This is a genomic window from Ancylobacter dichloromethanicus, assembly GCF_018390645.1.
Taxonomy (GTDB): domain Bacteria; phylum Pseudomonadota; class Alphaproteobacteria; order Rhizobiales; family Xanthobacteraceae; genus Ancylobacter; species Ancylobacter dichloromethanicus.
Genome location: NZ_JAHBGC010000017.1, coordinates 47,601 through 72,328, shown reverse-complemented (window position 1 = coordinate 72,328; position 24,728 = coordinate 47,601). Strand labels below are relative to the sequence as shown.

Annotated in this window: 25 protein-coding genes; 9 read left to right on the top strand and 16 right to left on the bottom strand. The window is 68.3% G+C overall.

The genetic code is table 11. The annotated features are described in order from the left end of the window. Positions 1-66 precede the first annotated feature (66 nt). Entirely contained in the window at positions 67-1,062 is a 996-nt protein-coding gene (xylF, locus tag KHC23_RS07925; protein ID WP_246544455.1) for a D-xylose ABC transporter substrate-binding protein, read from the bottom strand. Positions 1,063-1,395: 333 nt separating this feature from the next. On the opposite strand from xylF, the gene KHC23_RS07920 reads away from it, so the two are divergent. The 5 genes from KHC23_RS07920 to KHC23_RS07900 all read left to right on the top strand — a co-directional run bounded on the left by KHC23_RS07920 (position 1,396) and on the right by KHC23_RS07900 (position 7,119). Continuing rightward, positions 1,396-2,433, top strand: a complete 1,038-nt coding sequence (locus KHC23_RS07920; RefSeq protein WP_213371212.1) for a LacI family DNA-binding transcriptional regulator — start codon at positions 1,396-1,398, stop codon at positions 2,431-2,433. Positions 2,434-2,468: 35 nt separating this feature from the next. Further along, a complete protein-coding gene (gene xylB, locus KHC23_RS07915; protein ID WP_213371211.1) occupies positions 2,469-3,926 on the top strand; it encodes a xylulokinase in 1,458 nt (485 codons plus the stop codon). Next, complete coding sequence (gene xylA / locus KHC23_RS07910) at positions 3,923-5,254, top strand: xylose isomerase (protein ID WP_213371210.1); 1,332 nt, start codon at positions 3,923-3,925, stop codon at positions 5,252-5,254. Before xylB ends, xylA begins: the two co-directional genes overlap by 4 nt. Positions 5,255-5,425: 171 nt before the next feature. Further along, a complete protein-coding gene (locus KHC23_RS07905; RefSeq protein ID WP_213371209.1) occupies positions 5,426-6,058 on the top strand; it encodes a L,D-transpeptidase in 633 nt (210 codons plus the stop codon). 47 nt (positions 6,059-6,105) lie between these two features. Further along, positions 6,106-7,119, top strand: coding sequence for an amino acid ABC transporter substrate-binding protein (locus KHC23_RS07900; protein ID WP_213371208.1), 1,014 nt, complete (start codon positions 6,106-6,108; stop codon positions 7,117-7,119). 123 nt (positions 7,120-7,242) lie between these two features. Here KHC23_RS07900 and KHC23_RS07895 read toward each other — a convergent pair whose 3' ends face one another. The 4 genes from KHC23_RS07895 to KHC23_RS07880 all read right to left on the bottom strand — a co-directional run bounded on the left by KHC23_RS07895 (position 7,243) and on the right by KHC23_RS07880 (position 10,815). Next, positions 7,243-8,049, bottom strand: a complete 807-nt coding sequence (locus KHC23_RS07895) for an enoyl-CoA hydratase (RefSeq protein WP_213371207.1) — start codon at positions 8,047-8,049, stop codon at positions 7,243-7,245. Continuing rightward, positions 8,046-9,317 carry a CaiB/BaiF CoA transferase family protein gene (locus tag KHC23_RS07890; protein WP_213371206.1) on the bottom strand — a complete coding sequence of 424 codons (1,272 nt, stop codon included), beginning with the start codon at positions 9,315-9,317 and terminating at the stop codon, positions 8,046-8,048. The genes KHC23_RS07895 and KHC23_RS07890 overlap by 4 nt, the downstream gene beginning before the upstream one ends. 94 nt (positions 9,318-9,411) lie before the next feature. After that, positions 9,412-10,137 (bottom strand): GntR family transcriptional regulator, encoded by a 726-nt coding sequence (locus KHC23_RS07885; RefSeq protein WP_213371204.1) that lies wholly within the window; start codon positions 10,135-10,137, stop codon positions 9,412-9,414. Positions 10,138-10,398: 261 nt separating this feature from the next. After that, on the bottom strand, positions 10,399-10,815 hold the full coding sequence (locus tag KHC23_RS07880) for a winged helix-turn-helix transcriptional regulator (protein ID WP_213371202.1): 417 nt from the start codon (positions 10,813-10,815) through the stop codon (positions 10,399-10,401). A gap of 106 nt (positions 10,816-10,921) precedes the next feature. On the opposite strand from KHC23_RS07880, the gene KHC23_RS07875 reads away from it, so the two are divergent. Next, on the top strand, positions 10,922-11,521 hold the full coding sequence (locus tag KHC23_RS07875; RefSeq protein WP_213371200.1) for an FMN-dependent NADH-azoreductase: 600 nt from the start codon (positions 10,922-10,924) through the stop codon (positions 11,519-11,521). 155 nt (positions 11,522-11,676) lie between these two features. Here the strand turns inward: KHC23_RS07875 and KHC23_RS07870 are convergent, their stop codons facing one another. Both KHC23_RS07870 and KHC23_RS07865 read right to left on the bottom strand, forming a co-directional pair. Continuing rightward, entirely contained in the window at positions 11,677-12,363 is a 687-nt protein-coding gene (locus tag KHC23_RS07870) for a GntR family transcriptional regulator (protein WP_213371198.1), read from the bottom strand. A gap of 127 nt (positions 12,364-12,490) precedes the next feature. Continuing rightward, positions 12,491-13,696, bottom strand: a complete 1,206-nt coding sequence (locus KHC23_RS07865; protein WP_213371196.1) for a pyridoxal-phosphate-dependent aminotransferase family protein — start codon at positions 13,694-13,696, stop codon at positions 12,491-12,493. Between the two features lie 184 nt (positions 13,697-13,880). On the opposite strand from KHC23_RS07865, the gene KHC23_RS07860 reads away from it, so the two are divergent. Next, on the top strand, positions 13,881-16,856 hold the full coding sequence (locus KHC23_RS07860; RefSeq protein ID WP_213371194.1) for an FAD-binding and (Fe-S)-binding domain-containing protein: 2,976 nt from the start codon (positions 13,881-13,883) through the stop codon (positions 16,854-16,856). A gap of 136 nt (positions 16,857-16,992) precedes the next feature. Here the strand turns inward: KHC23_RS07860 and KHC23_RS07855 are convergent, their stop codons facing one another. The 3 genes from KHC23_RS07855 to KHC23_RS07845 form a co-directional block, all read right to left on the bottom strand. Continuing rightward, a complete protein-coding gene (locus tag KHC23_RS07855; protein WP_246544416.1) occupies positions 16,993-18,312 on the bottom strand; it encodes a TRAP transporter large permease in 1,320 nt (439 codons plus the stop codon). After that, entirely contained in the window at positions 18,309-18,827 is a 519-nt protein-coding gene (locus KHC23_RS07850; RefSeq protein ID WP_246544414.1) for a TRAP transporter small permease, read from the bottom strand. The genes KHC23_RS07855 and KHC23_RS07850 overlap by 4 nt, the downstream gene beginning before the upstream one ends. A gap of 146 nt (positions 18,828-18,973) precedes the next feature. Then, complete coding sequence (locus KHC23_RS07845) at positions 18,974-19,957, bottom strand: TRAP transporter substrate-binding protein (protein ID WP_213371191.1); 984 nt, start codon at positions 19,955-19,957, stop codon at positions 18,974-18,976. 220 nt (positions 19,958-20,177) lie between these two features. Between KHC23_RS07845 and KHC23_RS07840 the strand changes: the two genes are divergently transcribed. Both KHC23_RS07840 and KHC23_RS07835 read left to right on the top strand, forming a co-directional pair. Continuing rightward, positions 20,178-20,615 (top strand): GlcG/HbpS family heme-binding protein, encoded by a 438-nt coding sequence (locus KHC23_RS07840; RefSeq protein ID WP_213371189.1) that lies wholly within the window; start codon positions 20,178-20,180, stop codon positions 20,613-20,615. Positions 20,616-20,822: 207 nt separating this feature from the next. Continuing rightward, positions 20,823-21,317 carry a BA14K family protein gene (locus KHC23_RS07835; RefSeq protein ID WP_246544412.1) on the top strand — a complete coding sequence of 165 codons (495 nt, stop codon included), beginning with the start codon at positions 20,823-20,825 and terminating at the stop codon, positions 21,315-21,317. A gap of 169 nt (positions 21,318-21,486) precedes the next feature. Here the strand turns inward: KHC23_RS07835 and KHC23_RS07830 are convergent, their stop codons facing one another. The 6 genes from KHC23_RS07830 to KHC23_RS07805 all read right to left on the bottom strand — a co-directional run bounded on the left by KHC23_RS07830 (position 21,487) and on the right by KHC23_RS07805 (position 24,660). Further along, positions 21,487-21,786, bottom strand: coding sequence for a hypothetical protein (locus KHC23_RS07830; protein WP_213371187.1), 300 nt, complete (start codon positions 21,784-21,786; stop codon positions 21,487-21,489). Beyond that, positions 21,787-22,086: a hypothetical protein gene (locus tag KHC23_RS07825; protein WP_213371185.1), complete on the bottom strand. Its 300-nt coding sequence runs from the start codon at positions 22,084-22,086 to the stop codon at positions 21,787-21,789. 114 nt (positions 22,087-22,200) lie between these two features. Continuing rightward, positions 22,201-22,545 (bottom strand): hypothetical protein, encoded by a 345-nt coding sequence (locus KHC23_RS07820; protein ID WP_213371183.1) that lies wholly within the window; start codon positions 22,543-22,545, stop codon positions 22,201-22,203. Beyond that, on the bottom strand, positions 22,542-23,417 hold the full coding sequence (locus KHC23_RS07815; RefSeq protein ID WP_213371181.1) for a glycoside hydrolase family 108 protein: 876 nt from the start codon (positions 23,415-23,417) through the stop codon (positions 22,542-22,544). The genes KHC23_RS07820 and KHC23_RS07815 overlap by 4 nt, the downstream gene beginning before the upstream one ends. A gap of 50 nt (positions 23,418-23,467) precedes the next feature. Next, complete coding sequence (locus KHC23_RS07810) at positions 23,468-24,340, bottom strand: hypothetical protein (protein WP_213371179.1); 873 nt, start codon at positions 24,338-24,340, stop codon at positions 23,468-23,470. Beyond that, positions 24,340-24,660 carry a spike base protein, RCAP_Rcc01079 family gene (locus KHC23_RS07805; RefSeq protein WP_213371177.1) on the bottom strand — a complete coding sequence of 107 codons (321 nt, stop codon included), beginning with the start codon at positions 24,658-24,660 and terminating at the stop codon, positions 24,340-24,342. Before KHC23_RS07805 ends, KHC23_RS07810 begins: the two co-directional genes overlap by 1 nt. Positions 24,661-24,728 lie beyond the last annotated feature (68 nt).

Below are 24,728 nucleotides of genomic sequence, written 5' to 3'. Positions count from 1 at the left end.
GCGGCGGGGTTACCCCCGCCGCGCGATGGCTACCGGATCAATCGCCGGCCGTTCGATCGCGGCCGATCAGTCGCAGGCCTTCACCGTGCCGGGCTTGACGCCCTGGCAGACGGTGGCCTTGGGCACCCAGCCGGCCTCGATGATCACGTCCAGATTGTCCTTGGTGATCGGCACCGGCTTGAGGAAGGTCGAGTTCATCGGCACCTTCTTGGGGCCGCCGGTGAAGGTGGTGGTGCCTTCGACCGCCTTGGGGTCGGTGCCCTTGGCGAGTTCGAGCGCGATCTCCGCCGCGCGCTGGCCGAGTTCGCGCGAATCCTTCCACACCGACACGGTCTGGGTGCCGAGCGCGATGCGGTTCAGCGCCGCGAAGTCGGCGTCCTGGCCGGAGACCGGCACCGAGCCGGCGAGGCCCTGCGCGGCGAGCGCGGCGATGGCGCCGCCGGCGGTGCCGTCATTGGAGGCGACGACGGCATCGACCTTGTTGTCGTTGGCGGTCAGGAACTGCTCGGCGTTGCGCTGGGCATTGGCCGGAAGCCAGCTGTCCGAATAGGCCTCGCCGACATTCTTGATGTCGCCCTTGTCGATGGCGGGCTTGAGCACTTCCATCTGGCCGGAGAACAGGAAGTCGGCGTTGGGATCGGCGGCGGAGCCCTTGATGAAGATGTAGTTGCCCTTCGGCTTGATCTTCATGACTTCGGCAGCCTGGAGGCGGCCGACCTCCTTGTTGTCGAAGGTGATGTAGTAGGCGTAGGGGTTCTCGATCAGCCGGTCATAGCCGACCACCGGGATGCCCTCGTTCTGCGCCTTGGTGATCGCCGGGGCGATGGCGTCGGAATCCTGCGCCAGGATGATGAGCGAGGTGGCGCCCTGGGCGATCAGCGCCTCGACATCGGAGAGCTGCTTGGCGGCGGAGGACTGGGCGTCGGCGGAGATGTACTTGGCGCCGGCGGCTTCGAGCGCCTTCTTGATCGCGGCCTCGTCGGTCTTCCAGCGCTCTTCCTGGAAGTTCGACCAGCTCACGCCGACCACGGGCTGCTGGGCGCGGGCCACGCCCATCGCCATCACGGTGGTGAGGGCCACGGCGGAAATCGTCAGTTTCAGATTCATGCTTTCCTCCCAAGGGGGTGCAAAAGGCGGGTGCCGTCCGGCTGGGCGCGCCGCCTTGACGGGGCGCGCATGCCATGGTCGTTTTCCTGACGTTCGGACCTCAGCGAGGCCGGTCGCCGTCAAGTCGTTGGCCGGCCGGGAGGCCGGCGGTAGCGCCAGATCCGCCGCGGCGGAGCTTCAAGCGTCAAGGTAACAAATCGTGAGGCCGGATGCTCCTCGATATTTGGTCTAGGTGGACGCCTCATTGCCTGAGTTGCGTACCTCAGATTTTGAGGGCAACATGGCGTCATGTCCAGAGGTGTTTCGCGCATAACCCTGCAAGACGTCGCCCGGGAGGCTGGTGTTTCGCTGGCCACGGCCGACCGTGTGCTCAACGGCCGCGCCGGGGTGCGCGGCGTCACCGCCGAGCGGGTGAAGGAGGCGGTGTCCCGCCTCGGCTACCGCCCGAACCTCGCGGCGGCGCGGCTGGCGCGCGGGGAAACCTACCGATTCTGCTTCGTGCTGCCGACCGGCGCCAACGTGTTCATGCGCATGCTCGGCGAGCAGGTGGCGAACACCGCGAGCTGGCTCGCCGCCAACAACGCCTATATCGACACGCTGCGCGTCGACGTGTTCGCGCCCGAAACGCTGGCGACGGCGCTTGAGGGCCTGATGGGTCATTATGACGGGGTCGCCGTGGTGGCGCTCGATCATCCGCGCGTCCGGGCGGCGATCGACGACCTGGCTGCCTCCGGCGTGGCGGTGGTGACGCTGGTGTCGGACGTGCCGTCCTCGCACCGGCTGCACTATGTCGGCATCGACAACATCGCCGCCGGCCGCACCGCCGCCACCCTGCTCGGGCGCTTCGCCGGGGGGCGGCGCGGCTCGATCGGGCTCATCGTCGGCACGCCGGCGCTGCGCGACCACGCCGAGCGGCAGTTTGGCTTCACCCAGGTGCTGGCCGGCGAATATGCGGCGCTGAAGGTGCTGCCGGTGCGCGAGAGCCTCGATGAGGACGAGCGCAACGAGGCGATCGTGACGCAGATGCTGCGCGAGGCGCCGGACCTCGTCGGCCTGTACAATGTCGGTGCCGGCAATCGCGGCATCGCGGCGGCGATCTCCGCCGCCAACCGCGCCGGCGACCTCATCTTCATCGGCCACGACCTCACCGACGACACGCGCCGCTTCCTGCTGCGCGGGGTGATGGACGCGGTGATCAACCAGGATGCCGGGCACCAGTCGCGCTCGGCCGCCCGGGTGCTGCTGGCCCATTGCGCCGGCGAGCCGCTGCTGAACGAGCAGGAGCGTATCCGCATCGACATCTTCGTGCGGGACAACCTGCCGTGATTTTTCCTCTCCGTTGCGCCGAAAGGGTGTGAGGTATGTATCTCGGCCTCGATATTGGAACGTCCGCCATCAAGGCGGTGCTGGTCGACGACGCCCAGAGCGTCATCGCGACGGCGGAGACGCCGCTGGCGATCTCCCGTCCGCAGCCGGGCTTCAGCGAACAGAGCCCGGAGGACTGGTGGCAGGCGACGCTCGCCAGCATCGACAAGCTGAAGGCGGAGCAGCCCGCGGCGCTCGCCGCCGTGCGCGGCATCGGCCTTTCCGGCCAGATGCACGGCGCGGTGCTGCTCGACGCCTTCGGCAAGGTGCTGCGGCCCGCCATCCTGTGGAATGACGGGCGCTCCTCGGCCGAGTGCCGCGAACTGGAGGAGCGTTTCCCGGCGCTGCACCGGACCGCCGGCAATCTCGCCTTTCCCGGCTTCACCGCGCCCAAGCTGATGTGGGTGCGCAAGCACGAGCCGGACCTGTTCGCCCGCATGGCCAAGGTGCTGTTGCCCAAGGCCTATGTCGGCTTCCGGCTGACCGGCGAGATGGTCGAGGAGATGTCCGACGCCTCCGGCACGCTGTGGCTCGATGTCGGCAAGCGCGACTGGTCGGACGAGGCGCTGGCGGCCACCTTCATGTCGCGCGAGCACATGCCGCGCCTGGTCGAAGGCAGCGCGGCGGCCGGGCGGATCAAGCCGGAGCTGGCGACGCGCTGGGGCATGGAGAATCCTCCGGTTCTGGCGGGCGGCGCGGGCGACAATGCCGCCGGCGCCATCGGGCTCGGCGCCATCGAGGCGAATGACGCCTTCGTCTCGCTCGGCACCTCGGGCGTCTTGTGGGCGACCACCGACCGCTACGCGCCCAATCCCGAATCGAGCGTCCACGCCTTCTGCCACGCCATTCCCGCCACCTGGCACCAGATGGGGGTGATCCTCTCCGCCGCCTCGGCGCTGGGCTGGTGGGCGAATGTGGCGAAGGAGGCCCCCGGCGAACTGCTGGCGCCGCTCGGCGATGCCCCAAGGGCGCCGTCCCGCGCGACCTTCCTGCCCTATCTCTCCGGCGAGCGCACGCCGCACAACGACACCGCGATCCGCGCCGCCTTCGTCGGCATGGACCACGACACCGGCCGGGAGGAACTGACCCAGGCGGTGCTGGAAGGCGTCTCCTTCGCCTTCAAGGACTGCCTCGACGCGCTCTCCGCCGCCGGCACCCGCCTGACCCAGGCCGACGTGATCGGCGGCGGCTCGCGCTCGCGCTTCTGGACGGCGGTGCTGGCCAGCGTGCTGGGCATACCGCTCAACCGGGTCGAGGACGGCGAGCGGGGCGGGGCGTTCGGCGCCGCGCGGCTCGCCCGCATGGCGGCCACCGGCGAGAGCCCGGCCGCGATCTGCCTGCCGCCGCGCCGCATCGAGACCATCGAACCCGACCCCGCCCTGCAACAGGCCTACGCCGAACGGCACGCGCTTTACCGGGCGCTGTACCCGGCGCTCAAGGGAGTGACCCCATGACTGCCTCCACCACGCCGCGCTTCTTCTCCTCCACCGGGCCGCTGAAATATGTCGGCCCGGAGGGCCGCGACCCGTTCGCCTTCCACTGGTACGACAAGGACCGGGTGGTGCTGGGCAAGCGGATGGAAGACCATCTGCGCTTCGCCGTCGCCTATTGGCACAGCTTCACCTGGCCGGGCGGTGACCCGTTCGGCGGCGAGACCTTCCTGCGCCCGTGGATGCACGGCACCGACGAGATGGCGCTGGCCCGCGCCAAGGCCGACGTCGCCTTCGAGCTGTTCGAGATTCTCGACGTGCCGTTCTTCGCCTTCCATGATCGCGACATCGCCCCCGAGGGCAGGACGCTGGCCGAATCCAACGCCAATGTGCGGGCCATCGCCGAGATCTTCGCGAAGAAGATGGAGACCTCGAAGACCAGGCTGCTGTGGGGCACCGCCAACCTGTTTTCCAACCGGCGCTTCATGTCGGGGGCGGCCACCAATCCGGACCCGGACGTGTTCGCCTATTCCGCCGCGCAGGTGAAGAACGTGCTGGAGGTCACCCACGAACTCGGCGGCGAGAACTACGTGCTGTGGGGCGGCCGCGAGGGCTATGAGACGCTGCTCAACACCGACCTGAAGCGCGAACTCGACCAGATGGGCCGCTTCCTCAACATGGTGGTCGAGCACAAGCACAAGATCGGCTTCAAGGGCACGATCCTGATCGAGCCGAAGCCGCAGGAGCCGACCAAGCACCAGTACGATTTCGACGTCTCCACCGTGTACGGCCTGCTGTGCCGCGCCGGGCTGGAGAAGGAAGTGAAGCTGAACATCGAGGCCAACCACGCCACGCTGGCGGGCCACAGCTTCGAGCACGAGATCGCCATGGCGGCGGCGCTCGGCGTGTTCGGCTCGATCGACATGAACAAGGGCGACGCCCAGTCCGGCTGGGACACCGACCAGTTCCCGACCAATGTCGAGGACACGGCTCTGGCGATGTACGAAATTCTGCGCGCGGGCGGCTACACCACCGGCGGCACCAATTTCGACGCCAAGGTGCGGCGCCAGTCGATCGAGGCGGACGACCTCGTCATCGCCCATGCGAGCGCGATGGATGTGTGCGCGCGCGCCCTGCTGATCGCCGCCGACATGATCGAGGACGGCGCGCTGCAGAAGGCGGTCGACGCGCGCTATGCCGGCTGGGACGCGCCGCAGAACAAGGCGATGCTCACCGGCGAAAGCTCGCTGGAGGCCATCGCCGCCCGCGTCGAGGCGCAGTCGCTGGACCCGCAGCCGCGCTCCGGGCGGCAGGAGCGGCTGGAGGCGCTGGTCGGCACCTATCTGCGCTGACCGCCAGGGAAAGAGCGGCGCCGATCGGGGGGCGGGGGCTCCGGCCGGCGTCGATTTCATCACACTGTGATTGACTTGACGTCATTTCCCCCGTTCGATCCGTGCTAGGGAGCGACCCGTGACTCGGCGGGCCGCCTCGGCGGGCCGTACTTTCGGAGGGGAAGTGACGACATGCGTCTTCGTATGATGGGAGCCGGCCTGATGGCGGCGGCGCTGGCCGCCAGCCTTGCGTTCCCGTTTGGCACCGCCAATGCCCAGATGCGCCCGGCCGCCGGTATGGGCAACCAGATCGTCGATGTGCCGGAAAAGCCCGGCTATGTGCCTTCGGCGGGTGAAGAACAGCTTGACCCGGCGTTCCGCCGGCAGCCGGTCTATTTCCGCACCAACGAGCCGCCCGGCACCATCATCGTCCACACCAATGAGCGCTTTCTCTACCTCGTGCTCGGCAACAACCGGGCGCTGCGCTACGGCATCGGCGTCGGGCGCGACGGCTTCCAGTGGGCCGGGCTGCAGAAGGTGAGCCGCAAGGCGGAATGGCCGGACTGGACCCCGCCGCCGGAGATGATCCAGCGCCAGCCCTATCTGCCGCGCTTCATGGCCGGCGGGCCGGGCAACCCGATGGGCGCCGCGGCGCTCTATCTCGGCTCCACGGTCTACCGCATCCACGGCACCAACATGCCCAACACCATCGGCATGGCGATCTCGTCGGGCTGCTTCCGCCTGGTCAATTCCGACGTGCAGGATCTTTATAATCGTGTCCCGGTGGGGACGAAGGTGATCATCCGGCAAGCGCCGGAACTGTGAGCGCCGCGCGTCTCGCCGCTCGCCTTTCGATTCAGACTGGGGGAAAGATGAACAGGATCGCAACCGCGCTGGCCGCCGCCGGCGTTCTTCTCACGGCCGGCGTCGCGCAGGCGGATACGCTGTCGGACGTGAAGGCGCGCGGCACGCTGAAATGCGGCGTCAGCCAGGGCCTCGCCGGCTTCTCGGCCAAGGACGACAAGGGGCAGTGGAGCGGCTTCGACGTCGATTTCTGCAAGGCGGTGGCGGCGGCGATCTTCGACGATGCGTCGAAGGTCGAGTATGTGCCGCTTTCCGCCGAGGCGCGCTTCCCGGCGCTGCAGAAGGGCGAGGTCGACCTGCTCTCGCGCAACTCGACCTGGACCATGCAGCGCGAGGCCGATCTCGACCTGCTGTTCGCCGCCGTCTCCTATTATGACGGCCAGGGCTTCATGGTGCCGACGGCCAAGAACGTGATGGGCGCGCTCGAACTCGGCGGCTCCAAGGTCTGCACCCAGAGCGGCACCACCAGCGTGCTGAACGTGCAGGACTATTTCCGGCAGAACAAGATGGAGCTGGAACTGATCCAGCTTCCCACCGTCGACGAGGTGGTGAAGGCCTATGCCGATGGCAAATGCGACGTGCTGACGACCGACGTGTCGCAGCTCTACGCGCTGCGCCTCAAGCTCGCCACGCCGGCCGACCATGTCGTGCTGCCCGACGTGATCTCCAAGGAGCCGCTCGGCCCGGTGGTGCGCCAGGGCGACGACAACTGGCTCAACGTCGTCAAGTGGAGCTTCTACGCGCTGGTGAACGCGGAGGAACTCGGCATCAGCACCGGGACGCTCGACCAGGCGCTCAAGTCGGACAAGCCGGACGTGAAGCGCTTCGTCGGCTCGGACGGCGCCTATGGCGAGAAGCTCGGCCTGAGCAAGGACTGGGCGGTGCGGATCGTCGGGAGCGTCGGCAATTACGGCGAGGTGTTCGAGCGCAATGTCGGCGCGCAGTCGGCTCTCGGCATTCCGCGCGGCATCAACCAGCTGTGGAGCGCCGGCGGCATCCAGTACGCGCCGCCGATCCGCTGAGGCCCATGCACCACCGATGATCGTCATGGCCGGGCTTGACCCGGCCATTCACGTTTTTGGTGCCTGAGCCGGCGTGATCCCCGGGCCGAGCCCCGGGATCACGCCGGCTCAGGGGGGGGGGACCTACTCCCCCCGCCACTGCGCCGGGCGCTTGGCGAGGAAGGATTCGACGCCTTCGTGGAAATCGGCGCTGCCATAGATCGCGCGCACGAGGTCGGCGTCCGGCGCGTGCGGGTCATGGGCGAGGCGGGCCAGCATCTGCTTGGTGACGCGCAGGGTAAGCGGCGCGTTGCCGGCGAGGCGTCCGCATAGTTCGTCGAGCGCGGTGTCGATGGCTTCCGGCGCATGAATCGCGACATAGCCCGCCGGCATCTCCTCGGCGGTGGGCATCTCGGCGGCCAGCAGCATGCGCCGCACCATGCCGACCCCCAGCGTGGCCACGAGGCGCTGGAGATTCGAGGCCGAGAGGCAGTTTCCCAGCGTGCGGGCGATCGGCACGCCGAAGCGGGCGCCCGGCGTGGCGAGGCGGAAGTCGCAGGCATTGGCCAGCGCCATGCCGCCTCCCGCCGCCCAGCCCTCGACCACGGCGACGGTCGGCACCGGCACCTGCTCCAGCAGGCTCACATAATGGTCGACCTTCTCCTCATAGGCGATGCCGTCCTGGCCTGACGTGAAGGCGCGGAACTGTTCGATGTCGGTGCCGGCGATGAAGGCCCTGCCGCCGGCGCCGCGCAGCACCGCGACCCGGATCGCGGGATCGGCGGCGATCGCCGCGCAGGCCTGCGCCAGTTGCTCATACATCGCCCAGGTCATGGCGTTGCGGGCGGAGGGGCGGTCGAAGACGAGGCGCGCGACCGCGCCGTCTCGGGAAAAATGGACGCGGCCCTGGTCGGGCGCGGCCTTGGTTTCCGTCGGGGCGGCAATATTCATGACGCAAACGCCCCGCGCGCGGTGAGGCTTTCCACGGCGGCGGCGTCGAGGCCGATCTCCTTCAGCACCTCGTCATTGTGCTGGCCGAGCAGCGGGGGATGGCGGGTCACCTGCTGCGGGGTGCCGGTGAGCTTCACCGCGAAGCCGATATTGGAGACCTTGCCCTCATGGGGGTGGTCGATCTCCATGCGCATCTGCCGGTGCCGGCCGTGCTCGCTCTCGAAGGCCTGAGGGTAGGTATACATGGTGCCGGCGGGAATGCCGACGGCGAGCAGGGTTTCCACCCATTCGTCCGAGGTGCGGGTGACGAAGGTCTTTTCCAGCTCGGCGATGAGTTCCTCGCGGTGGTCGAGGCGGTCGGGAATGGCGGTGAAGCGGGGGTCGGCGGCGAGGTCGGGGCGCTCCAGCGTCTCGCACAGCTGCAGCCACAGCTTCTGGCTGGTGGCGCCCATGACGAAATAGCCGTCCTGCGACTTCACCGCCTGATAGGGGGCGGTCATGCGGTTGGCGGTGCCGAGAGGGATCGGCTGTGTGCCCCGTCCCCAATATTCCGAGATGTCCCAGACGGAGAAGGCCAGCGCCGCTTCGAACAGCGAGGCGTCGATATACTGGCCCTCGCCGGTGTTCTTGGCGCCGATATAGGCGCCGAGCACGGCATAGGTGGCGAACAGGCCGCAGCCGATGTCGGCCACCGGCACGCCGGCCTTCACCGGTGGGCCGCCGGGGTGGCCGGTGACGCTCATCACCCCGGACATGGCCTGCGCCATCAGGTCGAAGCCGGGGCGCCCGGCCCAGGGGCCGGTCTGGCCGAAGCCGGAGATGGAGGCGTAGACGAGGCGGGGATTGTACTTCGCCACCGTCTCATAGTCGCATTTCAGCTTCTTCATCACCCCGGGCCGGTAGTTCTCGACCAGGATGTCGGCGGTCTTGACAAGCTCGTAGAACAGCTCGCGGCCGGCCTCGCTCTTCAGGTTGATGGCGACCGAGCGCTTGTTGCGGTTCATGTTGAGGAAGCCCATGCTGTCGGGCCCCTTCATCTTGAAGCCCATCGCCCCGCGGGTCTGGTCGCCGGTGCCGGGCGGCTCGATCTTGATGACGTCGGCACCGAGATCGCCGAGCAGCATGCAGCTATAGGGGCCGGCCATCACCTGGCTGACATCGAGCACCCGCACGCCGGCCAGCGGCAGCGGGCGAGCGGCGGATTGGGTCCCGGCCGCGCGCTGCGGCGCGGCGGGCGTTTCGCGGGCCTGATCCAGAACATCGCTCATCGGCTTTCCTTTCTGCGGTGGGCCTGAGCCCGAATGCACAATCAATAATTACAGACACTCAAGGCGACGCCATCTCTTGGCGGGCGCCGGTCGCTCAGGCGCCCTGGGGGGCGGCGGCCCGCCTCGCGCGCGGCGCGGGCTGACCGGCGGCGCTGGCGATGGTGCGCTGGATGAAAGCACGGGCGATGCCGGCCGTGGTGCCCATGACGTGGCTTTCCAGCAGCTCGGCGAGGCGCGGGGCGTCGCGCGCCTCCAGCGCCTCGATCATCGCCTTGTGCTCGATCACCGCCGCCGCCCAGTGCTCGCGGCTCTTGCGCACCACAAAGCGGCAGGCGTGGATGCGGGTGAGGATCTGCTGGTAGAAGGCGGACAGCGTCACATTGTCGGCGATCTCGAAGAAGGATTCGTGGATCAGCCGGTTGTGGCGCAGATATTCGGCTTCCTCGCCCTTTTCGAAATGCTCCATCATCCGGTCGTGCAGGGCGCGGACGCGGGCGATGTCGGCATCCGAGGCACGGGCGCAGGCGAGCAAGCCGGCGAGGCGCTCCAGCGAGGCCATGATCGGAAACAGTTCCTCGATCTGCTCCTCGGTGATGCGGGCGACGATGGCGCCGCGATGCGGCAGGATCTGCAGCACGCCCTCCGCCGCCAGCACCTTCAGCGCCTCGCGGATCGGCGTGCGCGACACGCCGAAGCGCTCGCAGAGCTGTTCCTCCGGCACCTTCTCGCCCGGCCGCAGTTCGCCCTGCAGGATCATCTCCCGCAGCGGCGCCACGAGGGACTCGTGGAGAGAATGACGGATGATGGGGGCAGACGGCATGCGTTGTTTCCCTGGCGGCTTCTGCGAGCCTGTGCGTTTCCTGACCGAAGGATAACCGGGAATCGCCGGCGTCGGGAAGACAATCACGCCGGCGCGGCCGGGGGCTCGCGCTACGCCGGCCGAAAGCTAGCGCATCCCACAAATTGCATCAATAATTATATACGCAGAACGTTCGACCGTTGGCGCGGAGCGTATGCGTCCGCGCGCTGCGCGCGAGGGCCCGCCCGGCGGGCCTCCATCAAGGAAGGCGCGCGGGAGGCGCTACCGCATGCCCGCCGCGCGCTGAAGCGGCGGTTCGGCGGCCGCGTCGGCGCTGCGGCGGTCGAATTCGGCCTGCGCCTCGGCGATGCCGACGAGGTTCGCCTGCGCCCATTGGCCGAGCGCCATCACCGGCTCGCGCAGCGAATGGCCGAGCGGCGTCAGTTCGTAATCCACCCGGGGCGGAATGCTCGGGAACACCGTGCGCGAGACCAGCCCGTCGCGCTCCAGCCCGCGCAGCGTGAGGGTGAGCATGCGCTGGGAGATGCCGTCGATCATGCGCTTCATCTCGTTGAAGCGGCGCGGCCCGTCGGCGAGCAGCATGACGATGAGCACGCTCCATTTGTCGCCGATGCGGGCGAGCACGCGGCTGATCCCGAGGCAGCCCTCGGTGTGGAAATGGTCATGTTCCTCAGTCACTTCGATGTGCCTCAGGTTGATCGATGTGCGTTCTTGCGCACTGTAGTGGTAGGTACGTAATTAGTCCAGGTAACAAATCGTAACCATGGAGCCACGGTACCCCACCATGTCCAGCAAGACGCTTCTGCATCTCGACTCCTCCATTCTCGGCGGCCATTCGGTGAGCCGGCAGGTCAGCGCCGCCATCGTGGCGCGGCTGGCCGCGGCCGACCCCTCGCTCAACGTTGTCTATCGCGATCTCGCGGCCGATCCGCTGCCGCACGCCACGCCGGCGAGCATGCCGGCCGACCACCCGCTGTCGGGCGGCAAGGGCGATGCGGCCAGCCAGCAGGCGCTCGACGACTTTCTCGCCGCCGACATCGTCGTGGTCGGCGCGCCGATGTACAATTTCTCCATCCCCACCCAGTTGCGCGCCTGGATCGACCGCATCTTGGTGCCGGGCAAGACCTTCGCCTATCGCGCGGACGGCGCGGTGACCGGTCTGGCGGCCGGCAAGCGGGTGATCGTGGCGCTGGCGCGCGGCGGCAACTATGCCGACCCGGCCTTCGCGGCGGTGGCCGAGCACGCCGAGACCTATCTGCGCTGGGTGTTCGGCTTCGTCGGCATCGAGCCGGAATTCATCGTCGCCGACGGCATCGCCGCCGGCCGGCGCGAGGCGGCCCTTGAGGGCGCGCTGCGCAGTGCGGGCGAACTGAAGGCAGCGTGAGGGCAGGGGGCGCGGCCGAGCGTCCCGCCCCTTTCACGTGTCATCCCTGCCGGAGGCGAAGCCGCACAGCCGGGATCGCCCGCCCGCATGGCGACAATCCCGGGCCGGCCTTCGATCGTCCGGGATGACGCGACGCGACGGGGTGCGACGAGGCCCTATTCGGCGGCGCGGGAGCTGGGGAGATCGAGCGATTCATGCACCATCGCCGCCTTGTGGCGCAGGTGCTCCTTGAGGACGGTGCCGAGCCGGGCACCGTCGCGCGCCTTCAGCGCGGCCATCATCTCCTCATGGTCGTTCACCGCCTCGCGCCAGCGTTCGCTGGACTTCTGGGCGATGAAGCGCACGGCGTGGATGCGCACCATCAGGGTCTGGTAGAGCTGGGTCAGCGCATGATTGCCGGCGATGTCGAAGAAGGCTTCGTGGATCGCGCGGTTGAGCCTGAGATAGGCGGCGGGGTCGCCGGCGCGGTAATGCGCCAGCATCTCGTCATGCATGGCCTGCACGCGGGCGACGTCGGCGTCGGTGGCCCGCAGGCAGGCGGCCTCGCCGGCAAGCGCCTCCAGCGCACCCATGATGGGGAAGAGTTCGTCCACCTCGTCGGGCGAGACCCGGGCGACGCTGGCGCCGCGATTAGGCGAGAGAATCACCAGCCCCTCATTGGCCAGCACCTTCAGCGCCTCGCGCAGCGGGGTGCGCGAGACGCCGAAGCGCTGGCACAGGGCCTGCTCGGAAATCTTGTCGCCGGCCTTCAGGTCCCCGCGCATCAGCATGTCGCGCAGCTGCGCCGCCAGCTCGTCATGCAGGCTGCGCCGGGGAATGATGGCCGTGTCCGACATCGCCATAAGGCGAAACTCCGAATCGCCGCGCCGGGAGGGCGCGGCAGATATGTTGTCCAATACCCTTAAATCGCCCCGGCGGGCGAATTTCGCAAGGTCGACGAACCTCGCGTGCCGGCCGGAGCTGTTGGAATCACGCCGCGGCGCTCATCGGGTTCGCGGCGCATTCGGCGAGGTAGTCCATCGCCGCCTGGGCGCCGCCCTTCCTGTGCGGCACGCCGGCGACCGAAAGCCCCATCTCGACGCCCGAGAGCGCGCCGAGCATGGTGAGGTCGTTGGTGTCGCCGAGATGGCCGATGCGGAACACCCGGCCGGACAGCTTGGTGAGGCCGGTGCCGAGCGACATGTCGAAATGGTTCAGCGTCTTCTCGCGGAAGGCGTCGGCGTCGTGGCCGTCCGGCATCATGACGGCGGTCAGCGAGGACGAGTAGTATTTCGGCTCGCGACAGAGCACTTCCAGCCCCCAGGCACGCACCGCGCGGCGGGTGGCCTCGGCATGGCGGTCATGGCGGGCGAAGACGTTGTCGAGCCCTTCCTCGTGCAGCATGTCGATGGCCTCGGCGAGGCCGTAGAGCAGGTTGGTGCCGGGCGTGTAGGGGAAGAAGCCCTTCTCGTTATGCGGCAGCATCTCCTCCCACGACCAGAACAGCTTGGGCGTGGTCGACTTCTTCGCCGCCGCCAGCGCCTTGTCGGAGATGGCGTTGAAGGAGAGGCCGGGCGGCAGCATCAGGCCCTTCTGCGAGCCGGAGACGGTGACATCGACGCCCCACTCGTCGTGGCGGAAGTCGATCGAGGCCAGCGAGGAAATGGTGTCGACCAGCAGTAGTGCCGGGTGGCCGGCGGCGTCGATGGCCTTGCGGACCTCGGGGATGAGCGAGATGCAGCCGGTAGAGGTCTCATTGTGGACGACGCAGACCGCCTTGATCTCGTGGGCCTTGTCCTCGCGCAGGCGCGCCTCGATGGCGTCGGCATCGGCGCCGATGCGCCAGTCGGACTCGATGAAGATCGGGTGCAGGCCGAGCTTGATCGCCATGTTCTTCCACAGCGTGGCGAAATGCCCGGTCTCGAACATCAGCACCTTGTCGCCGGCCGAGAGCACGTTGGCAAGCGCGGCTTCCCACGCGCCGGTGCCGGAAGCGGGGTAGATGATGACCGGGTTGGCGGTCTTGAAGACGCTCTTCATGCCTTCCAGAACGCGCTTGCCGAGTTTCTGGAACTCGGGGCCGCGGTGGTCGATGGTCGGCATGTCCATCGCGCGCAGGATGCGGTCGGGCACCGGGGTCGGCCCCGGAATCTGCAGAAAATGACGACCCGCGACCCGGGCGGCATTGGTGGACATTCTCTTCTCTCCCTTGGTCGGCGCCGTTGATGCGCGCGCCTCTTCACGGACGGCAGACAGGCGTGCCGGACATGGGCCCCGGCGCGTCTCATCTTGCATAAATGAATTATGAATGCAAAATGCGTTCAAGTCCATGGGGAGGCCGCCGGCGCCTCCAATGCGGGCGCGAGGGAGTGAAGGCATTATGGCGGCACGGCTGACGCCCGGTCTGGAGCGGCGTCTGAAAGCGGAAGTTTCGGGAGATGTGTGGTTCGACCGCTTCAATCGCGGACGCTACGCCACCGACGCCTCATTTTATCAGATCATGCCGCTGGGCGTGGTGGTGCCGCGCACCACCGAGGAGGCGGAACGCGCCATCGCGCTGGCGCGGGCGGAAGGGATTCCCGTCACCCCGCGCGGCGGCGGCACCTCGCAATGCGGGCAGACCATCAACGATTCGCTGGTGGTCGACGGTTCCAAACACCTCAACCGGGTGTTGGAACTCGATGTCGAAAACCGGCGCTGCGTGGTCGAGCCGGGCATCGTGCTCGACGACCTCAACCGGGCGCTTAGGAAGCACGGGCTGTGGTTTCCCGTGGACGTGTCCACCGCGAGCCGCGCCACCATCGGCGGCATGGCCGGCAACAACAGTTGCGGCGGGCGCTCGCTGCGCTACGGCACGATGCGCGACAATGTGCTCTCCATCGACGCCATGCTGGCCGACGGCGCCAAGGCGCATTTCGGCGCGGTGGACCACAACCTCTCCAGCCTGCCGCTCGATTCGCCGCTGGCCCCGCTCGCCCGCGACCTGTTCGACCTCGGCACCCGCGAGGCCGGCGAGGTGGCGGCGCGCTTTCCCGCCGTGCAGCGCCGGGTCGGCGGCTACAATCTCGACGCGCTGGTGCCCAACGAGCGCGGTGCCAATCTCGCCCATATTCTGGTCGGCTCGGAGGGCACGCTCGCCTATTCCACCCGCATCGAGCTGAAGCTGTGGCCGCTCATCGGCAAGAAGGTCATCGGCGCCTGCCATTTCGGCAGCTTCTACCAGGCGATGGACGCCGCGCAGCATCTGGTGAAGCTCAAGCCCATCGCGGTCGAGCTGGTGGATGCCACCCTGCTGGCGCTGGCCGGCGAGATCCCGATGTTCCAGGCGACGCTGAAGCAGTTCGTGCGCGGCACGCCCGACGCCATCCTGCTGGTCGAGTTCGCCGAGGACGAGGCCGAGAACGAGCGCCGGCTGAAGCTGCTCGAAGACACGATGGGCGATCTCGGTTTCGGCTGGGACCGCGACGGTGCCCGCTGGGGCGGCGTCGTCCCGGTGCGCGAGGCGGGGCTGCAGGCGGCCATCGCCGATGTGCGCACCTCGGGACTCAACATCATGATGTCGATGAAGCAGGCGGGCAAGCCGGTCTCCTTCGTCGAGGATTGCGCGGTGCCGCTGCCGCATCTCGCCGACTACACGGCGCGGCTGACCGACGTGTTCGAGCGCAATGGCACCAGGGGCACCTGGTACGCCCACGCCTCGGAGGGCTGCCTGCATGTGCGCCCGGTGCTCAATCTGCGGCTGGAGAAGGATGTCAAGGCGATGCGCGCCATCGCCGAGGAAGCGTTCGCCATGGTGCGCGCGTACAAGGGCTCGCATTCCGGCGAGCATGGCGACGGCATCGTGCGCTCGGAATTCCACGAGAGCATGTTCGGCGCGCGGATCGTCCGCGCCTTCGAGGAGGTGAAGGACCGCTTCGACCCCGGCGGTTTGTACAATCCCGGCAAGATCGTGCGCGCCCCGAAATTCGACGACCGCAGCCTGTTCCGCTACGCCCCCGACTACAAGGTGGCGCCGATCGCGGCGGCGCTCGACTGGTCGGGCTATTCCGGCGAGGGCGGCGGCCTGCAGGGCGCCATCGAGATGTGCAACAACAACGGCGCCTGCCGCAAGGCGGTGGCCGGGGTGATGTGCCCGAGCTACCGCGTCACCCGCAATGAGCGCGACGTGACGCGCGGGCGCGCCAACACGCTGCGGCTCGCCATCTCCGGCCGGCTCGGCGAGGGCGCGCTGGCCTCCGACGAGATGATGGAGACGCTCAAGCTCTGCGTCTCCTGCAAGGGCTGCCGGCGCGAATGCCCGACCGGTGTCGACATGGCCAAGATGAAGATCGAGGCGCTGGCGGCGCGGGCCAAGGCCAGGGGCATCACCCTGCACCAGCGCCTGGTCGCCTACATGCCGCATTACGCGGCGGCGGCATCGAGGGTGCCGTGGCTGCTGAACCTGCGCGACCGGCTGCCGGGGGCGGCGAAGTTCTCGGAGATTCTCGCCCAGTTCAGCGCCCGCCGCACCCTGCCGCGCTGGCGGCGAGACGCCTTCCACGAGGACGCCGTCGCCTTCGGGCCGGAGGGCGGGCGCGAGGTGGTGCTGTTCGCCGACACCTTCAACCGCTGGTTCGAGAAGGAAAACGTCGTCGCCGCGCTGGAGGTGCTGGTCGCCGCCGGCTACCGGGTGCACATGCCGCGCCCCGTCGACGGCAACCGCCGCGCCTTGTGCTGCGGGCGCACCTTCCTCTCCGCCGGCCTCGTCGACGAGGCGCGGGCCGAGGCGCGGCGGGTGGTCGAGACCTACGCCCCGTTCGTGGCTCGCGGCGTGCCGGTGGTGGGGCTGGAGCCGAGCTGCCTGCTCGCCTTCCGCGACGAACTGCCCTCCATGCTGCCGGGGGAGGGGACGCAGACGCTGTCCGCCCATGCGCTGCTGATCGAGGAGTTCATCGCCCGCGAGATCGACGCCGGCCGCTTCGACCTGCCGCTCGCCCCGCTGGCCGAGAAGGCGCTGCTGCACGGCCATTGCCACCAGAAGGCGTTCGGCGCCATGGGCGCGGTGGAGAAGGCGCTGCGCCTTGTGCCGGGGCTGCAGGTGGAGACGGTGGAGTCGAGCTGCTGCGGCATGGCGGGTGCCTTCGGCTATCACGCCGAGACCATCGACACCTCGCTCGCCATGGCCGAATTGTCGCTGCTGCCGGCGGTGCGCGAGGCGGAGGCGGGAACGCTGGTGGTGGCCGACGGCACCTCCTGCCGCCATCAGATCCATGACGGCGCCGGCCGCGACGCGGTGCATGTGGTGCAGGTGCTGGCGCAGAGCCTTGCCGCGGCACGGGCCGGCACGCCGGCACGCACGCTGGAGGCGGCGGAGTAGCCAACGCCGACCGGCGCCCCCCTCTCAAGGCCCCCGCGCCCACCGGTGCGGGGCCTTTTCATTGTCGATCCTGCGGGCAAACAAAAACCTCCCCGGCGCGAGCCGGGGAGGTCGGTCGTGTCGGGTGTTCTGGCGGTCAGTTGACCGGCATGGCGCCGATCGAGGGGTCGCCATAGAACCATTGCGTCGGTGCCAGCGCGAACCACGGCACATAGGTGCAGATCAGCAGCACCGCGACGAGGACGAGCAGGAAGCCGATATTGGCCTTGGTGGTCTGCCAGATGTCGGACTTCGCGATCGAGCAGGCGGCGATCAAGACCGAGGCGACGGGCGGCGTCTGCTGGCCGATGGCGAGGTTCAGCGTCAGCACCAGGCCGAAATGCACCGGGTCGATGCCGACCTGCTGGATCAGCGGCAGGACGATGGGGACGGTGAGGATGATCGCGGCCGCCGAGTGCAGGAACATCCCGAGGATCAGGAACAGGATGTTGAGCAGCAGCAGCACGAGGTAGGGGTTGGTGGTGAACTCCGCGATCGAGGCGGCCAGCGCCTGCGGCACCCGGCTCTCGGTGAGGAACACGCCGACCAGCGCCGAGGCGGCAACCAGCAGCATGACCACCGCCGTCTGCAGCGCGCCATCAACCAGGGCGCGGTACAGCGCCTTGAAGCTGAGCTCGCGATAGACCACGATGGCGATGAACAGCGCCGCGCACACCGCCACCGCCGCGCCCTCGGTGGCGGTGACGAAGCCGCCGAAGATGCCGCCGAGGATGATGACCGGCAGCATGAGCGCCCACAGCGCTTCGCGGAACGCCGTCACCAGCCGGCTCCAGGCGAAGCGCTGCTCGACCGGGAAGTCGTTCTTCACCGCGTAGTACCAGCTCGCCAGCGCCAGCCCGGCGCCGCCGAGCAGGCCCGGCAGCAGGCCGGAGATGAACATCTTCACCACCGAGACCTGCGCCATCACCGCGTAGAGGATCATCGGGATGGAGGGCGGCAGGATGATCGCCAGGCTCGCCGAGGAGGACGAGATCGCCGCCGCGAACTCCTTGCTGTAGCCGCGGCTCTTCATGGCCGGGATCAGCAGCGAGCCGAGCGCGGCGACGCCGGCGACCGCCGAGCCGGAAATCTCGGCGAAGAACATCGACGAGCCGATCGTCACCATGGCGAGGCCGCCGCGCACGAAGCCGAGCATGGCGGAGGCGAGGTTGATCAGCCGCCGTGAAATCGACGACGAGTTCATGATGCCGCCCGCCAGGATGAACAGCGGGATGGCGAGCAGCGGGAAGTTGGTGGCGCCCTCGAACATGACCAGCGCCACGTTCGGCAGCATGTCGGTGCCCTGCGTCGCCCAGATGGCGATCACCGCCACCATGCCGAGCGCCACCGCGATCGGCACGTTCAGCAGCACCATGCCGAACAGGCCGATGAACATAAGACCCATCGTGCTGCTCATCGGGAGGTGCCTCCGGTGGACGAAGCGGTTTCCTGGACGGTTTCGAGCGCTTCCTTCAATTCATGGTCCTCGAAGCCGGCGCCGCGCGCGGCGGCGAGAACCTCGGGAAAGCGCAGCAGCTCGGCAATGATGAACAGCACCGCCGTGATCGGGATCACCGACTGGGTGACCACCAGCGAGACGGACGGAATCGAGACCAGCGTGTCGCCCTGCAGAATGTCCAGAACCTCCAGCCCGGTGACCGCGAGGATCACGAAGAAGGCAAGGACAATGATTTCAGCGGCGATGGTGCTGGCGACGCGCAGCGCCGGCGGAAAGGCGTTCACGATGCCGGGAAAGCCGATATGCGCGCCGCGCAGGGCGGCCAGGGCGCTGCCGTAATAGGTCAGCCAGCACAGGCCGATCGAGGCGATCTCGTCGTACCAGACCAGTGACAGGCCGAGGGCCCGGAAGACGAAGCCGAGCACAATGATGCCGGTCAGGGCCGCCATCAGCAGCGCGGCGACGACCTCCAAGATCCGGTCGTAGGATCTTCTTATTGCGAGCATGTTGCTGATCCAAGGGCGCGGGGGCTCGGCCGCGCGTTCTGAAGGAGCGGGGGGGGGCGTGTATGGGGGCGTTCCAGCCGGCGCGCCGCGCGCGGCCGCCGGCTGGAACGGGCTCAGGAGCCCTTGCCGAGGGCGAGGGAGTCGTCGATCAGCTTCTGACCGCCCGGCACTTCCTTGGCGAACTCCTCATAGACCGGCTTGGAGGCTTCGATGAAGGCGGCCTTGTCGACCTCGTTCACCTGCATGCCGGCGTCCTTGAGCTTGCCGAGAAGCTCGTCGTCGAGCTTGGCGGCGATCTCCAGCGCCACCGGCTGCATCTCGACGGCCGTTTCGGCGAGGGCCTTCTGCACGTCCGGCGGCAGCTTCGACCAGCTGCGCCCGGCGGTGAGGTAGGCCGGGGTGTAGACGTGGCCGGTCATCGACAGGTACTTCTGCACTTCCTGGAAGCGCGAGGGGTAGATCTGGGCCAGCGGGTTCTCCTGCCCGTCCATCACCCCGGTCTGCAGCGCGACGAAGACCTCCGACAGCGCCATCGGGCTCGGCGAGGCGCCATAGGCCTGGAACATGCGCACGCGCCACACGCCCTTGGGCACGCGCAGCTTGATGCCCTTCAGGTCCTCGGGCTTGTTGATCGGGCGGCTGTTGTTGGTGATCTGGCGGAAGCCGTTCTCCCACACCGCGATGATCTCGTAGCCCTTGTCCTTGGCTATCGGCACCAGCACCGGCTCGATCACCGCGTCGCGGATCTTCACGGCATGGTCGCGGTCCTTGACCAGATAGGGCATCTCGAACAGGCCGAACTCGGGCGCGACCGTCGTCATCACGGTCGAGGGGAGGGCGAGGTCGACGGTGCCGAGCTTCAGTTTCTTCAGCAGCTCGCTGTCGCTGCCGAGCTGGCTGGAGCCGTAGACGACGACATGGCCCTTGTCGCCGAGCTTGGCGTTGGCGCGTTTGGCGAATTCCTGCGAGGTCTGGTCGAACAGTGAACCCGGCTCGCCCACATGGCCGAGCTTGATTTCGACGGGCTCGGCTGCCGCCGTGGCGGCAAGCAAGACGGTGCCGGCAATCGCCGACACGATTCGCGTGAGGCGGATCATGGCATGCTCCTTTGGGTTTCCTCAGTGCCCGGTTCCCCGGTGCTTTTATTCGCGCGGCAACGCCGGCAACCGACGCCAGACAGGCGGCGCCGATCCTTGGCGAGACCGAACTATGAATTATGAATGCAAAAATCCGCCGAGAAGGCAAGGCGAGACTTGACCAAGCGTCGACGAAAGGCACATTCGGGCACGGAAAATCAGGCCCATAAAGGGGAAACGCATGTCCAGTCTCAGTCTCGACGCCGCCCAGACCATCCTCTCCACCGCGCTGGACCATTGCCGGGCCGGCCATTTCAAGCCGATGGCGGTGGTCGTGCTCGACGCGCGCGGCGCGGTGAAGGTGTCGGCGGCCGAGGACGGCACCAGCCTGAAGCGCTTCGAGGTCGCCCATGGCAAGGCCTATGGCGCGCTCGCGCTCGGCATGGGCTCGCGCTCGATCTTCAAGCGGGCCAAGGAACAGGCGTTCTTCGTCGCCTCGGTGACGAGCGTGGTCGGTGGCGCGCTGGTGCCGGTGCCGGGCGGGGTGCTGATCCGCGACGCGGCGGGCGAGGTGATCGGCGCGGTCGGCATCTCCGGCGACACGTCGGAGAATGACGAGGCGGCGGCGGGCGCCGGCATTGCGGCGGCGGGCTTCACCGCCGATCCCGGCGCCGACTGACACCCCGATCACGGGAAGTTAATACCGGCCGGAGAGGGCGCGCGGGAACACCGCGCGCCCTCATGCGTTACGGTGCTTGAATGCTGCGCCTCGCCATCCTGAACGTACGTTCAGAAATCTGACGTTTAATTGAAGATCTCGTTCAGCGAGCATTCATGGAAAGTCCGTTACACCATGTGCAACGGTTGTAATACGGAGGATGCCGCTATGAAGAAGCTTTCAATTGCTCTTGCTACTGCCGCAATGGTCGTGACATCAAGCGTTATGCCGGCGATGTCCGCGCCAATTATGCCGCAGACGATCGCCAAGCCGGACTCAAACATTGAGCAGGTGCAGTACCGGCCGGGTTATCGCCAGGGCAAACGTCAGGGCTACCGCCAGGGTTACAGGCAGGGTCACCGCCAGGGCGCGCGCCGCGGCTATTGGGCCAGCGGCGGCCGGCACTACTATAACGGCCATCGTGGCTACAATTATTACCGCCCCGGCTATCGCCAGTATAATGGCTGGTGGTTCCCGGCCGGCGCCTTCGCCGCTGGCGCGCTCATCGGCGGTGCGCTCGGCGCGGCTGCCAGCCAGCCCAGCTATGCCGGCGGCAATGCCCATATCCAGTGGTGCGCCAACCACTATCGTTCCTACCGCGCCTCGGACAACACGTTCCAGCCTTACAACGGCCCCCGCCAGCAGTGTGTCTCGCCCTACTGAGCGAGCCGCGTTGCCGGCTCGCCTTCCCCGCGAGCCTCCCACCTGAACGAAAGCCCGGCTTCGGCCGGGCTTTTTTATGGTCGGACGGGGAGCGTTTATCTGATCGAGAGGTTCGCGGTGTTGTGGTAGCGGGAGAGGGACTTGAACCCCCGACCCCAGGATTATGATTTCAGGTGTTAGCGTTTGTTTTCAAAGGGTTACGCGGATCGCTCGTGCGATTTGCCGTCTTTTCCCTTGGGGTGTCGCACGATATCCAGCCGGCACGGTCGCACGCCGGCGACGCTTCTATCCAGGCACTGCGGAACACGTCGAGAAGCTCGGCCAGCATGCGGGTTCCCGCGCGTGCATCGAGCGGGATGACGAGGGCGGGCACCGGGTCGCCATTCTCCGGCGCCATCTGCACCACCAGCTCGGCCCGGTCGCGGCTGGTGCGGCGGATATAGGGCGCGATCTGCGGATGCGGCCGCATTCAGGGCCGCTCGATCCGGGTCACGCGGCCATCGAGCTTTTCAACATCACGCTGCAGCGCCATCACCTGTTCGTCGGTGCGGACCCAGCGTTCCATCAGCTGCGTCTGCGCCGTCAGCTGGTGGGTGAGCTGGCTGGACTGCATTTCCACCAGCCCGAGCCGCATGGTCAGCTGGCCATAGGCATAGCCGGCACCGACCAGCATGGCGAACAGGGCGCCGAGGTTGATCGGGTTGAAGGTGAAGTCCAGCCGCAGCTTCGGCCGTGCCGGTGTGTCCGCCGGGCGCGGCATGTCGTTCATCGGCCGGCTCCGCATATCTCGCGCCAGACGGCGTTGTGTGCCTTCACCTGGGCGATGGTCTCGTCCGTGTCCTGGGCGGACCAGGTGATCGGCCGGAAGGAGCGGCAGACGGCTTTACCCGTCGTTCCTTCGCCAGCCGTCGTCGTCACGCAGCCCACCAGAAAGAGCGTCCCGGTCAGCACGCTCGCGAGCCGCAGCAGCGCGGTGTTCGATGTCGTCTGCACGGGCCTGCTCCTTGTCTCGGGCGCGCTGGAGAGCGCCGGCCGCGCCTTTGTTGCGGCCGGCGAGATAAGCGAGGGCGCCGACGATCGACGCCGCCAGGGCGACGATGGCGGGCCAGGGGAGGATGGCGAGGATCGGCCGCCAGAGGGAGAACGTCGCCGCCAGCAGCACGCCACCGGCGGCCGTCCACAGCCACCAGGGCGTCCAGTCCAGCACGATGGCGAGGAGCCAGCTCATGCCACGGCTCGCCCGATGTGGCGCAGCTCGCTGAGGTCCGCCGTCGCTTCGCCGCTGACGACGGCCGCCACCTTCCGATTGCGACGCGACGCCCAGATGCCATAGACGGCGCCGCCGATCGCCACCGCGACGCCGGCGGCGACAAGGCCGGCGAAGATGGTGTCGAGCCAGCCACCGCTGCCGACCATCGGCTGCAGCGTGTCTTTCGCCTGGTCGATCAGCACGGCGGCGCTGCCGCCGCCGGCGACGGCACCGGCCGAGCCGCCGATCGGCGCCGGCGCGGTGGCGAGGTCGTCGAGCGTCGCGGGCTGCGCGCCCGCCTTGCTCCAGGTCGGCGCCGGCCCCACGCTGCCCATGGCCGCCGCCTGCCCGTGCCTCTTGACCTCGGCCACGCGGCGGGACCAGCCGACACCGAAGTGCGGCCAGGTCCGCAGCGCCTTCAGCATGGCGAGGCGGCGCGAGAGTATGTCGGCGATCAGCCGGTCATGGTCGCGGTGGCGGTCCAGCGCATCGAGCGTCGCCGCGCCGACCTGGCCGTCCGCGGCCACGCCGAGGGCCCGCTGCAGCCATTTGACGGACTGCGCCGGGCCGGAATTCACCGCGCCGTCGAAGACGACATAGTCGACGCCGGGCGGCATGGCGTCGGCACGGATCTCGTCCCAGTACTGGAAGCGGTAGATGGCCGCCACCTCGGCATTGGTGATGTGGCGCACGCTGGCCAGCGCCTTGCCCTGGCGCCGGCGCCAGCCGTCATAGACGCGCTGGGTCACGCCCTTCATGGTCGCGCCGCCCGGGTCGGCCGGATGGTCGGCATAGCCGCCCTCGTGAACGAGGACACGCTTCAATGCTTCGTCGAACTGCTCCGATGACATGCCGGCCTCCGCTCTTTCGGAGGCTCCAGCATGCGGGGAAGGCGCAGGGGTCAACCGAGCAGGGCGGTCGTGAGGCCGGCGGGGTCCAGCGCCTCGCGGGCCAGCACCAGGGTGCTCACCTGGCCCGCCATGAACAGCACGGTGTTCGCGCCGCCGATCGTGGGCGGCGCGGCGGAGGCCGTGTCGGCGCTGGTGGCGCCGGGCGCGAGAAAGGCGGCGGAGGCGGTGACGCCGTCGACCGTGATATCAGCCGTGGCGCCGGCATAGTCGATCCGGCCGATATGCGCGTGCCATCCCGTCGAGGAGGCCCCCACGGCATAGGCGGCGGCGCCGCCGGCGACGCGCCGCCCGCCGGCGCGCGCGCTGGTCGGCGTGGGCAGGCTGATCCCCGATCGCACATCGGTGCCGGACCACACGTCGCAGAACAGCCAGGGGCCGATGGCGCCATTGGTGACGCTCGCCCGCGCCGCCATGGTGATCTGGTCGGCCGCCTGCGAGAAGCCGAGCGCGTTCTGCAGGCGCAGGCAATCGTTGGAACCGTCGAACACCGCCGCCGGATTGCCCGCCGCATCGACATCGAGCACGCCGGCATTCACCAGTCGCGGCTGCGCGGCGGCGGTCGCGTTCAGCGCGTGCCGGCCGTTGCCGCTCTGGTCGTACCAGGTGGACACATAGGCGCTGGCGGCGCCGGCCCAGGCCAGCAGCGCGTCCGTGTCGAGCGTGCCGTCCGCGCGGAAGCCGAAGCCTTCAAGGTCATCGTCGCTGCTGCGCCGCGCGACCAGGATGTCGCCGGTGTGGCTGGACAGCAGCCGCTTGTAGCCCAGGGCGGTATAGAGCGCGGTGAAGCCGTCGAAAGGGCGCGGCGCGGTGCGCCGCCCGCCATAAAGCACCGTCTGGCCGATGGCGTTGCCGGTGCCCAGCATCACACGTCACTGATGCCGTAGATGGTGAGGCCGGCCGTGGTGCCGGTCGCCATCACCCGGCGCACCTGCACCGGGGGCAGCGGCTGCAGGCCGGGCGTCACCATCACGTCCTCCGGCTCATTGTCGGCGTTGCCGGTGGCCACCAGGCGCACCGTGCCGACGCCGCCGGCGACATCGGGCGGGCAGAAGCACCAGAGCTGCTTGCAATAGGTGGCCAGCTCGGCATCCGCCGGCGTGATGGTCACCAGCTTGCGGCCGGGCGCGGTGATGGAGGTGCCGGCAATGTGCGAATAAGGGTCCTTCGAGGCGTCGTAGGCCATGGCGCATCTCCTGAGGCCCGTTTTGGGCGGGCAGGCTCCAGAATGCGGCGCCGGCGCGAAGGTCAACC